Source organism: Streptococcus periodonticum (genome assembly GCF_003963555.1).
Lineage (GTDB): Bacteria > Bacillota > Bacilli > Lactobacillales > Streptococcaceae > Streptococcus > Streptococcus anginosus.
This window is the reverse complement of record NZ_CP034543.1, coordinates 966806-979032: the sequence shown is the minus strand read 5'-3', so window position 1 is coordinate 979032 and position 12227 is coordinate 966806. Positions and strand designations below refer to the sequence as shown.

12 protein-coding genes are annotated in these 12227 nt (G+C 39.1%); 9 read left to right on the top strand and 3 right to left on the bottom strand.

Going from position 1 to position 12227, the window contains the following annotated elements; translation table 11 throughout:
- Positions 1-10 precede the first annotated feature (10 nt).
- A complete protein-coding gene (locus EHW89_RS04765) occupies positions 11-463 on the bottom strand; it encodes a DUF1694 domain-containing protein (protein ID WP_106384374.1) in 453 nt (150 codons plus the stop codon).
- 175 nt (positions 464-638) lie between these two features.
- Here EHW89_RS04765 and eno point away from each other — a divergent pair, with 175 nt between their 5' ends.
- The 4 genes from eno (at position 639) to EHW89_RS04745 (ending at position 4321) form a co-directional block, all read left to right on the top strand.
- The gene (eno, locus tag EHW89_RS04760; RefSeq protein WP_003029634.1) at positions 639-1943 is read left to right on the top strand and encodes a surface-displayed alpha-enolase; all 1305 of its coding nucleotides are present in this window, start codon (positions 639-641) and stop codon (positions 1941-1943) included.
- Between the two features lie 78 nt (positions 1944-2021).
- Positions 2022-2762 carry an NAD-dependent protein deacylase gene (locus EHW89_RS04755; protein ID WP_117644442.1) on the top strand — a complete coding sequence of 247 codons (741 nt, stop codon included), beginning with the start codon at positions 2022-2024 and terminating at the stop codon, positions 2760-2762.
- Between the two features lie 160 nt (positions 2763-2922).
- Complete coding sequence (locus EHW89_RS04750) at positions 2923-3597, top strand: SatD family protein (protein ID WP_126466986.1); 675 nt, start codon at positions 2923-2925, stop codon at positions 3595-3597.
- Entirely contained in the window at positions 3590-4321 is a 732-nt protein-coding gene (locus EHW89_RS04745; protein WP_003030333.1) for a DUF3307 domain-containing protein, read from the top strand. Before EHW89_RS04750 ends, EHW89_RS04745 begins: the two co-directional genes overlap by 8 nt.
- 42 nt (positions 4322-4363) lie before the next feature.
- On the opposite strand, the gene EHW89_RS04740 is transcribed toward EHW89_RS04745, so the two are convergent.
- Complete coding sequence (locus EHW89_RS04740; protein ID WP_126466984.1) at positions 4364-5209, bottom strand: DegV family protein; 846 nt, start codon at positions 5207-5209, stop codon at positions 4364-4366.
- A gap of 134 nt (positions 5210-5343) precedes the next feature.
- Here EHW89_RS04740 and EHW89_RS04735 point away from each other — a divergent pair, with 134 nt between their 5' ends.
- The 4 genes from EHW89_RS04735 to nt5e all read left to right on the top strand — a co-directional run bounded on the left by EHW89_RS04735 (position 5344) and on the right by nt5e (position 9410).
- Entirely contained in the window at positions 5344-5928 is a 585-nt protein-coding gene (locus tag EHW89_RS04735) for a TetR/AcrR family transcriptional regulator (protein ID WP_003024406.1), read from the top strand.
- Positions 5929-5945: 17 nt separating this feature from the next.
- Positions 5946-6413 carry a deoxycytidylate deaminase gene (locus EHW89_RS04730; RefSeq protein WP_003024408.1) on the top strand — a complete coding sequence of 156 codons (468 nt, stop codon included), beginning with the start codon at positions 5946-5948 and terminating at the stop codon, positions 6411-6413.
- A 48-nt stretch (positions 6414-6461) separates the two neighbouring features.
- A complete protein-coding gene (locus EHW89_RS04725) occupies positions 6462-7097 on the top strand; it encodes a hypothetical protein (protein WP_126466982.1) in 636 nt (211 codons plus the stop codon).
- Positions 7098-7256: 159 nt separating this feature from the next.
- Positions 7257-9410 carry a cell surface ecto-5'-nucleotidase Nt5e gene (gene nt5e / locus EHW89_RS04720; RefSeq protein WP_126466980.1) on the top strand — a complete coding sequence of 718 codons (2154 nt, stop codon included), beginning with the start codon at positions 7257-7259 and terminating at the stop codon, positions 9408-9410.
- A 37-nt stretch (positions 9411-9447) separates the two neighbouring features.
- Here nt5e and plsY read toward each other — a convergent pair whose 3' ends face one another.
- Entirely contained in the window at positions 9448-10095 is a 648-nt protein-coding gene (gene plsY, locus EHW89_RS04715) for a glycerol-3-phosphate 1-O-acyltransferase PlsY (protein ID WP_126466979.1), read from the bottom strand.
- 182 nt (positions 10096-10277) lie between these two features.
- Here plsY and parE point away from each other — a divergent pair, with 182 nt between their 5' ends.
- On the top strand, positions 10278-12227 hold the full coding sequence (gene parE / locus EHW89_RS04710) for a DNA topoisomerase IV subunit B (RefSeq protein ID WP_126466977.1): 1950 nt from the start codon (positions 10278-10280) through the stop codon (positions 12225-12227).

The window sequence follows — 12227 nt, the reverse complement described above, 5'->3', positions numbered from 1 at the left end:
AGCGACCTCCTTAATGAAACAACCTTTTCCAAAAAGAAAGTTTCTTTTCTGCTTGTTGGGATAAATCTGATTGGAAAAGTTCAGAAAATTGGATAAGGATTTCTTTTTCGGTAATCTCTACTGGATGATCACTATGAATGACCAAGCCAAATGGAGAATTTTTGCAGTTACTAGACACGATTGTTGCTTTGCAGCCAAGATCTTTTGCTATTTTTAAGTAAAAAATTTGATACTGACTGGTGACCTCGGGGGATATTTTCACAGTTACAGGTTGATAGTCCAAGATAATCTTTTGCAACATTTCTTTAAAGTGGTCGTGGATGGGAGCGCTGTTAGCTTCATCAATACTACATTCTGCAATGACCCGCTCTTCAAATGTTTCTAAAAATTTTCTTTGCTCATCGGGATTTAATTTTAATCCCCCTTGAGATTTTTCCATTATTGTTTTATTTATATCTGTCATAAAGTTAGTATAGCATACTTTTTTTGAAATTTATCCAAGAAACATTCGGGAATATAAAACGCTTACATAGAAAATTATCGTAAATTTCATAGAAAGGCACGATTTTTCCTTGAAAAAAACTGATTTTTAAGGTATGATAGGAATGTAAATAAAATAACTCAAAGGAGAGTAAAAAATGTCAATTATTACTGATGTTTACGCTCGCGAAGTCCTAGACTCACGCGGTAACCCAACACTTGAAGTAGAAGTTTATACTGAATCAGGTGCTTTCGGACGTGGTATGGTTCCATCTGGAGCTTCTACTGGTGAACACGAAGCAGTTGAACTTCGTGATGGTGACAAATCTCGTTACGGTGGTCTTGGTACACAAAAAGCTGTTGACAACGTAAACAATATCATTGCTGAAGCAGTTATTGGTTATGACGTTCGCGATCAACAAGCTATTGACCGTGCAATGATTGCACTTGACGGTACTCCAAATAAAGGTAAATTGGGTGCAAACGCAATCCTTGGTGTATCTATTGCTGTAGCACGTGCTGCTGCTGATTACCTTGAAATTCCACTTTACAGCTACCTTGGTGGATTCAATACTAAAGTTCTTCCAACTCCAATGATGAACATCGTTAACGGTGGTTCTCACTCAGATGCTCCAATCGCTTTCCAAGAATTTATGATTGTTCCTGCTGGTGCACCTACATTCAAAGAAGCTCTTCGTTGGGGTGCTGAAATTTTCCACGCTCTTAAGAAAATCCTTAAATCTCGTGGTCTTGAAACAGCTGTTGGTGACGAAGGCGGATTTGCTCCTCGTTTTGACGGAACTGAAGATGGTGTAGAAACTATCCTTGCTGCTATCGAAGCTGCTGGTTATGTTCCTGGTAAAGATGTATTCCTTGGATTTGACTGTGCATCATCAGAATTCTACGACAAAGAACGCAAAGTTTATGATTACACTAAATTCGAAGGTGAAGGAGCTGCAGTTCGTACAGCTGACGAACAAATCGAATACCTTGAACAATTGGTTGATAAATACCCAATCATCACTATCGAAGATGGTATGGATGAAAATGACTGGGAAGGTTGGAAGAAACTTACTGAACGCCTTGGTAAGAAAGTACAACTTGTTGGTGATGACTTCTTCGTAACAAACACTTCTTATCTTGAAAGAGGTATTAACGAAGGATGTGCTAACTCAATCCTTATTAAAGTTAACCAAATCGGTACTCTTACTGAAACATTTGATGCTATCGAAATGGCAAAAGAAGCTGGTTACACTGCTGTTGTATCACACCGTTCAGGTGAAACTGAAGATTCAACAATTGCTGACATCGCAGTTGCAACTAACGCTGGACAAATTAAGACTGGTTCATTGTCACGTACTGACCGTATTGCTAAATACAACCAATTACTTCGCATCGAAGATCAACTTGGTGAAGTAGCTGAATACCGTGGTTTGAAATCTTTCTATAACTTGTCAAAATAATTCAGTTATAATATGAATCGGCTAGTTCTGCTAGTCGATTTTTTCTTTAATAATATTGGTAACTTTTAGGAGGGCGATATGGACAAGATTGAAGAACTGGCTCAGATCATTCAAAGTAGCCAAAATATTGTATTCTTCGGTGGTGCAGGTGTTTCAACTGAATCTGGTATTCCGGATTTTCGCAGCTCAAATGGTATTTACAATATTGAGTTAAACCAGCATTTTTCAGCAGAGCAACTAGTTTCACATACGATGTTTGAACGTTATCCGGAACAGTTTTTTGACTTTTACAAGAAATATCTTATTTATCCTAACGCTAAGCCAAATGTAGCCCATGAATATTTAGCTTATCTAGAAAAGCTAGGGAAATTAAAAGCAATTGTTACCCAGAATATTGATAGTTTACACGAGATGGCAGGAAGCAGGAACGTATTAAAAATTCATGGTAGTGTGGACCGAAATTTTTGTACCAATTGTCATCGTTTTTATGACTTAGAGGATTTTTTGAAATTGCCAGGAATCATTCCTTATTGCGAGACTTGTGGTTGTGTAGTTAAGCCAGATGTGACTCTTTATGAGGAACCGTTAAATATGGAAGTTTTTTCTCAAGCTATTCAGGTTATCAGTCAAGCTGACCTACTCATCATTGGCGGAACATCGCTAGTTGTTTATCCAGCTGCTAATTTGGTTCATTATTTTCAAGGACGGCACTTAGTTGTTATCAATAAAAACAATGTACTACAAGATAGTCAAGCTGACTTAGTCATCAAGGGCAAGATTGGAGAAGTGCTGGGTAAGGCATGGAAAGTAATGGGGTAGTCATTTTCAAATCAAATGATGGTTTCAATCATGTGCTTAGCTGTATTTTTTAGAGATAGTAGATTAAAAAATGTCCTCCATGACGGAAATTTTGGAAAATGTCCTTTATAATGGAAATTTTTTTAAATTTCCATTATAATAGACAAAAAGAGGTGAGAAGATGATGTACGTTGCTCTTATTGGAGACATTATTGAATCAAAAAAAATACAAGATCGAGCGCAGGCGCAACAGAAATTGTTGAAATTAATGAAAGAGTTGAATCAGCAATATCAGAAATATTTAGTTTCTCCCTTTACAGTCACAGCTGGCGATGAATTTCAAGCTTTGTTTTTACCAAATTCGGATATGTTTCAAATCATGGATCAGCTTTCTATGGCATTTGCTCCTTATGAAATTCGATTTGGGATTGGTGCTGGAGACATGATTACAGAAATTAACAAAGAACAAAGCATTGGTTCTGACGGTCCGGCGTATTGGCTGGCTAGAGAAGCGATTAACTATGTTCATGACAAGAATGACTATGGCATCAATCACATTTCGGTTTCTTTGGCAGACGAAGAAGTCGGTCAGACAATCAATGCTATTTTAGCTGCATGCTCTTTTATTCAGTCCAAGTGGACAGATATCCAATATGATGTCCTCAAACAATTACTAGCTGAAAATATATATGATGAAACATTTTCGCATAAAGAAATGGCAAAACTACTTGGTATCACTCCGAGCGCCTTCAACAAACGTATCAAGGCGAGTGGGTTAAAAATTTATCTCAGAAATAAACGAGTTGCGATGAACTTGATGTTAAATGCGATAGAGAAGGAGGCGAAACATGTCTAATTTGTGGGGATTTTCAGACTATTTTGTACAACATCCAATCTTGTTGTTAACCTTATTAGCGCATGTTTTAGCTGATTTTCAATGGCAAAGTCAAAAAATGGCAGATTTAAAATGTTTAAAATTGCCTTATTTATTGCTGCATTTAGCCATTGTTTTTCTTCCGTTGCTGATTTTGAGTATCTTTTTCCCGAAAGATATTATTTACTTTGTCGCTGTTTGGCTTAGTCATGTAGTTATTGATTTCTTGAAATACAGGCTCAACACGTTTATAGAAATAAAGAAACTCACAAAGCAAGTTTTCATCATTGACCAAGTCCTTCATTTGATTTGTATTTTTCTATTTTATGCTTTATTAGCTAATAAAATCAACCCACAATGGCTGAAAAATGGAGCGTCAGTTACTCAAACCCTTCTTTTCTTGGCAATCGTTGGCAAGCCTGTTAATATTTTATTTAAGCTTTTCTTCAATAGGTATCAGTCAAAGGGAGATAACCAAGACACTATAGCAGGTGCAGGGGCGATGATTGGGATTTTAGAGCGTTTTATTATGGCTTTGTCTCTTATATTTGGGCAGTTCGCTTCCGTTGGCTTAGTCTTTACTGCTAAGTCAATCGCACGGTATAACAAAATTTCTGAAAGTCAGTCCTTTGCAGAATACTATCTCATTGGCTCACTTTTTAGCATGATTAGTGTGTTAATTGTTTTTGGTTTGCTTTATTTGTAATATAAAAACTGTAGTTTAGTGATTGACTACAGTTTCGTTATATTATTGAATTTCATAGCCCATGAGGAGACCATTTTCTTCAGCATAAAAGCTACAAAGTCCAGAAGTCGGGATGACTTCAATAACAGCTTGTGGGAATCTTTCACGAACCATTTCGGAAAATTGCTGGCAAAACTTGGGATTATTTCGATGAGCAATAATGATTTGTCCACCGGCATAGCCTGCTTTGATGAGTTCATCAAAAGCTGCTATTAGTGATTTTTTAGCACCACGCGCCTTTTGAAGCAACTCTAGTTTACCGTCTTGACTGGCTTCGCCGACCATACGGATATTCAATAATCCTACAACAGCTCCAAGTAATTTGCTCAGTCGTCCATTTTTAACTAGGTTGTCAACTTTGGCAAGAACGAAAAGCAATTTTGTCTTGGTTTGATAGGTTGTAATTTCTGTTACGATTTCTTCATAACTTAGACCTTGACCGATAAGAAGATTAAGCTTTTTGATAATCAAATCATTTTCACCGCCAGCAGAAAGAGTATCAATAACATGAATATTCACGTTAGGATGTTCTTCGAGATAGAGTTTTTTAGCCACTTGTGCGCTATTATGGCTTCCTGATAAGGTTCCTGTAATAGTGACCACAAAAATATTTGAAGCTCCATCAAAAGCTTTCATATAGTCATCTGGACTAGGGCAAGCAGACTTTGAAGCCGAAGAAGTGGCATACATTTTTTCCATCATTTCATCAATATTGAGCTGATTATTATCTATAAAGATTTCATCGCCTACTTGAATAGTCAAAGGAACACTTTCAAATAAGGTGTCAACAGCAAGGTTTTCGATAGTTCTATAATCACAGCCTGAATCAGCTACAATTTTCCAAGTCATTCAATTTCTCCTTTAGTGGGATGATCCCTTAATTAGACATTGACAAAAGGTTTGCCTTTTTTTACAATTATATCATGAAAACACCGCTTTAGAAAGCCTTTACAGTCGGTTGTTACATGTAGAAAGAAAATGTTATGTCGGAACGTAAAATATCGAAAAAATCTTTAGAAAATCTAAAAATATCAAATCAGGAATCTAACCGAATTACAAAAGAATCATTGGAAATTTCTTTGTTGCAATTGTTGGAAAAGAAGGAGTTGGCAAAAATTACCATTTCTGAATTAGTAGAGAGAGCTGGTGTCTCGCGCGCAGCTTTTTATCGAAATTATGATTCAAAAGAAGAAATTTTACAAGAGATTTTCCAACGAACAGTACAAAAGATTACCGATAAATTGGAACAATTCAATATGAGAACCGAGCTTTATCAAGTGTGGCTGTTCTTGTTTAAAGAAGTCAAAAAAGAAGCACGAATCCTTAGCTTAGCAGTGGATTATAATTTAGAAAAACTGTTGACAAGTGCTGTGTTTGATTTCTTGGAAAAACAAAATAGTTCCAGAAAAGAAGCTTCAACTTACATGAATTCATTTTGGAGTTCAGCGGTGGTTTCTGTTTTAATCAAATGGACAAAAGACGGCATGAAAGTTCCAGCAGAAAAGATTGCATCGCTCGGACTTCCGCTTTTTCCACATCGAAAAAATGATAAACTGAGTGATAAGTAAGAAAAGAAGGTGACAATATGGCGACAAAAAGATTGGCTTGGGACGAATATTTTGCAGCACAAGCGCTCTTGATTGCAAATCGCTCAACCTGCAAACGAGCAAGCGTTGGTGCAGTTATTGTAAAGGATAATAAAGTTATTTCAACAGGATATAATGGATCTGTTTCAGGAACGGAGCACTGCATCGATCATGAATGCCTGATAGTTGACGGGCATTGTGTGAGGACTTTGCATGCAGAAGTAAATGCAATTTTGCAAGGTGCAGAGCGTGGAATCCCAAAAGGATTTACTGTTTATGTCACTCATTTCCCTTGTCTCAATTGTACGAAACAGCTTTTACAAGTTGGTTGCAAGCGAGTGGTTTATATCAATCAATACCGTATGGATGATTATGCGCGGTATTTATATAGCGAAAAGAAAGTTGAGCTAGTACATCTGCCAATCGAAAAAGTGAAAGAGGCGATCTCGGAGACTGATTTGATATAACTTTTAGAGTGGGACATTTTGTTTTCTATGAATAAAAGGAAAGAAAATATGACACAAGAACAACTTCAAAAAGCCTGGCAAGCATTGTTTGATGGGCAATATCAGCTTGCCAAGCAATTCGTTTATCAAATAGACCAAGATAGTTATAGTACACTGAATTTAAAAGCTTATATTGCTTTAGAAGAAAAGGATTTTCAGTTGGCTCGTCAGTTTTTAAAAGACTACTATGCTCAGGCTATGTCTCAAAAGAATCTAGAAGAACAGCATATAGGCTTACATCAATTAGCGATGGTCGAACGAGAAGAAGAGCATTTTCAAAAGGCTTATGACTTGATAATGGCAGAAGCTGCAATTATTACAGAGCATTTCCCCGATGATGTCCTAAAGGCATCGGTCAATTTGTACGAACAGGGGTATTTACAATTCAAACTTGGAAATATTCACCTTGCAGAAGAACTTTTGCAAGAAACACTAAATTTAGCGTTGCAGACAGATGACTTTGTCAATCATGCTTGTGCTTATCGGGGCTTGGCTGAGGTAATGTTAGCTAAGGGAGATATAAAAATGGCTAAATTTGATGCTCAAAAAGCACTGGCGTGTTTTGAAAAAGCAGGTGATACCGTTGGAGCAGCAGGGCTGAAGGACATAATGGCACAGATAAACTCACAAGGTAGAAGTTTGTAAATAATGTTTGTGAAATAAGATATTCTAATGTAAAAGTTAGAGTATTTTTCTTTTTAGAATAATTTTAGCGAACGATAAGATAAAGATTGCTCAATAAGGTTTTATTTTAACAGAAAATCTTGTATAATAGAATCAATAAAGAATAAAAGAGGATTGATTATGAAAAAGAAAAAATTCATTATCCCCATTTTGTCAACATTGCTAATTGCTCCAGCAATTTTAGCACATCAGGTTTCTGCTGATGCTGTAGATCCAGCTGCTTCAACAGCACCTGTAGAGCAAGTAGAAGTTCCTAAAGAAAATCAGTCAGTTGCCCCTACGACTGCTCAAGGAGCTTCAGCGGTTTCGCCTGCTACTGAAGCTTCCACGGAGAAAGTAACAGAAAAGAGCGAGAACAAACAAGTTGAAAATTCTGTAACCCCAGCAGATTCTGAAACTCCAGCCGCTCAAGCGGTTGCTGCACCTACAACTCAATCTGAAAAAGATACGGTTATTCTTCATACAAATGATGTACACGGTCGTATTGTAGAAGAAAAAGGTGTCATTGGCGATGCTAAATTAGCAGCAGTCATTGAGCAAGAACGTGCAAAGACCAATCAAACAACACTTGTTGTGGATGCAGGCGATGCTTTTCAAGGGCTTCCGATTTCCAATAGCTCAAAAGGAGAAGAGCGCGCGAATATTTTAAATAAGATTGGCTATGACGCAATGGCGGTCGGAAATCATGAATTTGACTTTGGTTTGGATGAGGTGAAAAAATACAAAGAAATTTTGAAATTCCCTCTTCTTAGTGCCAACACTTATGTCAATGGAGCACGTCTTTTCCAAGCTTCTACGATTGTTGATAAAGACAAGAATGTTGTGGGAGATGAATTTGTGGTTATTGGGGTGACAACGCCAGAAACTGCAACAAAAACACACCCACGCAATGTTCAAGGGGTTACGTTTACAGATCCAATTTCAGAAGTCAATAAAGTCATTGAAGAAGTGGAATCTCGTGCGAAAGCGGAAGGTAAAACTTACAAACATTATGTCGTTTTGGCGCATTTGGGTGTAGATACGACGACACCAGTTGAATGGCGTGGTTCTACCTTGGCAGAAGCATTATCAAAAAATCCTTTGCTAAAAGGAAAACGTGTGACGGTGATTGACGGGCATTCACATACTGTAGAATCAGTAACCTATGGCGACAATGTTACTTATAATCAAACAGGTAGTTACTTGCATAATATCGGAAAAGTAACGTATAAATCTGGTCAAATCCTAGGAAATCCTCAACAAATCTCAGCTGATTCAGTAAAAGGCGTTACTCCAGATCCAGCTATTCAGCAATTAGTAAACAAAATCAAAGAGAAATATGACCAAGAAAACGCAAAAGTGGTCGTTGCTAATAGCCCAGTTGAGTTAAATGGCAATCGAGAAAATGTCCGTGTGCGGGAAACCAATCTTGGAAATGTCGTAGCAGATGCGCTCTATGAGTACGGGCAAACAGGATTCAGTCATAAGACAGACCTTGCTGTAACTAACGGCGGCGGACTTCGTGAAACAATTGCGAAAGGAAAACCAATCACCAAAGGAGATATCATTGCTGTTCTACCATTTGGTAATACCATTACTCAAATAAAAGTAACTGGGCAAAACATCGCAGACATGTTTGCTAAGTCTTTAGGCTCTATTTTACAAGAAAAAGACGTCAAACCAGTCCTAGATGAAAATGGGCAACCGCTACTTGAACCAAGCGGCGGTTTCCTACAAGTTTCTGGAGCAAAAGTTTATTATGACACCACCTTGCCAGCCGATAAGCGTATTCTTGGCATTGAAATCAAAAATCCTGAAACAGGAAAATACGAAAAATTAAATCTCGCAAAAACTTACTATCTTACAACCAACGATTTCTTGGCTGCAGGTGGTGATGGTTATAGTATGTTGGGTGGGGCTCGCGAAGAAGGTCCTTCAATGGATGTGGCTTTTGCGGACTATTTAGCAAAAACAGACTTGACAGCTTATGCAGTTGTCAATCCTAACTCACGGACTATTTCAATTTCGGCTGCACAATACAAGAAACTTCAGGATCAAGCTGCTAACCAAGTGAAGCCAAATGAAACTGGAGAAAAAGAACTTGTGCCAGCAGTTCAAACAAATACAGCTCAAAGAACGGCAACGATTCCAGTCAATGTACATAAACAATTTATGCCTTCAAGTCAAAAGAGCTTGCCAGAAACAGGTACAACAGATACTACCTTTATCAGTTTATTTGGCTTTGTTGTTGGACTTTTAGGATTATCCAGATTTAAAAAAGCTCACAAAGAATAGAATAAAAGGAAGCTAAGATTTTTTATCCTAGCTTCTTTTATTTCTGTTTAGGTTGTTGTTTTGTGATATTCAATCCGAAGGGAATGAGGTTTTCTTGTTTCATCCGAATTCGCTGGATATTATCTTTGTGTCGAACGATAATGATAAGCGCTAGTGCGAGCACAATCACGGTAAAGAGTACATCATAACGTGGCAAAAGATAGCCAAATAGTGGGAAAATTAAGACTCCCAGAATAGCAGAGGCAGCAGCTGTCACACTCGAAAAGGAAATCATACTAGTCAAATACAAGCAGCTGAAAAAGATGACAGCTAAATAAGTGAAGAAAGTCGGTGAAAAGCCAAGAATGACACCTGCGCTGGTTGCCACGGCTTTACCGCCTTTAAATTCAGCAAAAATGGGGAAGGTATGCCCAAGAACGGCTAAAAGTCCAAAAACGAGAGGAGAAATACCGTTGATATGAAGGAAAAATGGCAGTAAAGTCGCAAATGTTCCTTTAAAAAAGTCGAAAATAAAGGTGATCATGCCTGCTTTTTTTCCAAGGACACGAAAGGTATTGGTCGTTCCTGTATTTCCGCTACCATATTCGCGGAGATTTTTCTTGTAAAATACTTGTCCAATCCAAAGCCCGGCAGGGATTGAACCAATCAAATAAGCTGCTATCAATGTAAAAACTATCTTTATCATGTTTTTATTATACCATGAATTTTGATTTTGATAGTTGAACGACCAGAAATATTTTATAAAATTTGTCTAGGCTGAAAAAATAGTGGTGAGAAGCAGAAAGAATACACTATTTTCTAAAAATCTTTGCAAAATTTGCTAAAAACTTGTAAGATAGAAAGGATGAATGATTCAGGAGGTTCCTTGTGGCAAAAAAGGAAATCAATATTAACAATTACAATGATGATGCCATTCAAGTATTAGAAGGATTGGACGCGGTTCGTAAACGTCCTGGTATGTATATCGGCTCAACAGATGCAACTGGGCTTCACCATTTGGTCTGGGAAATTGTGGACAATGCAGTTGACGAGGCTCTGTCTGGCTTTGGTGATAAGATTGACGTGACGATTAACAAAGACGGGAGTTTGACTGTGGCAGACCACGGTCGGGGAATGCCGGTTGGTATGCACGCTATGGGAATCCCGACAGTAGAAGTTATCTTTACGGTGCTCCACGCCGGAGGTAAATTCGGTCAGGGTGGTTACAAGACCTCTGGGGGGCTGCACGGTGTGGGTTCTTCTGTGGTCAATGCGCTGTCTAGCTGGCTGGAAGTTGAAATCACACGTGACGGAACGGTTTATCGGCAACGATTTGAGCAAGGTGGAAAACCTGTTACCAGTCTGGAAAAGATTGGCAAGGCTCCCAAGTCAAAAACGGGCACAAAAGTGACCTTTATGCCAGATGACACGATCTTCTCAACGATTGATTTTAAATATAATACAATCGCAGAGCGGCTTAATGAATCGGCCTTTTTGCTCAAAAACGTTCACCTTTCTCTGACAGATGAGCGAACGGGCGAGTCTGTTGATTTTCATTATGAAAATGGGGTGCAAGATTTTGTCAGTTATCTGAATGAAGATAAGGAAACATTGACACCAGTTCTTTATTTCGAAGGAGAAGAGGGCGGTTTTCAGGTAGAGGTGGCTCTCCAGTACAATGATGGTTATTCTGATAATATCCTTTCTTTTGTCAATAACGTCCGCACCAAGGACGGCGGAACGCACGAGACGGGGCTCAAGTCAGCCATTACCAAGGTCATGAATGACTATGCGAGAAAGACCGGTTTGCTGAAAGAAAAGGATAAAAATCTGGAAGGTTCTGACTATCGTGAGGGTCTAGCAGCTGTCCTTTCGATCTTAGTGCCGGAAGAGCATTTGCAGTTTGAGGGACAGACTAAGGACAAGCTGGGCAGTCCGCTTGCTCGTCCTGCGGTGGATTCGATTGTGTCAGACAAGTTGACTTTCTTCCTCTTGGAAAATGGAGAATTGGCATCTAATCTCATCCGCAAGGCGATTAAGGCGAGAGATGCGCGCGAGGCAGCCCGCAAGGCGAGAGATGAAAGCAGAAATGGCAAGAAAAGCAAGAAAGATAAGGGATTACTTTCTGGCAAATTGACCCCAGCTCAGTCTAAAAATCCAGCAAAGAATGAGCTCTATCTGGTCGAAGGAGATTCTGCAGGCGGATCTGCCAAGCAGGGCCGTGACCGCAAGTTTCAGGCAATTCTGCCTCTGCGCGGCAAGGTCATCAATACCGCAAAAGCTAAAATGGCAGATATTCTCAAAAACGAAGAAATTAACACCATGATTTACACTATTGGTGCGGGTGTTGGATCAGAATTTACGCTCGAGGATGCAAACTATGACAAGATTATCATCATGACTGATGCAGATACGGACGGCGCCCATATCCAGACGCTCTTGCTGACCTTCTTTTACCGCTACATGCGCCCACTCGTAGAAGCGGGGCATGTCTATATCGCCCTGCCTCCTCTTTATAAAATGTCCAAAGGCAAAGGAAAGAATGAGGTTGTCGAGTATGCTTGGACAGATGGCGAGCTAGAAGACCTGCGCAAGAAATTTGGCAAAGGTGCCATGCTGCAGCGCTACAAAGGTCTGGGAGAAATGAACGCCGACCAGCTCTGGGAAACCACCATGAATCCTGAAAATCGCACCCTTATCCGTGTCACTATCGAAGACCTTGCCCGTGCCGAACGCCGCGTCAATGTCCTCATGGGAGACAAAGTCCCACCCCGCCGTAAATGGATTGAAGATAATGTCAAGTTTACGCTGGAGGAGAGTGGAGAGATGGTGCTTTAG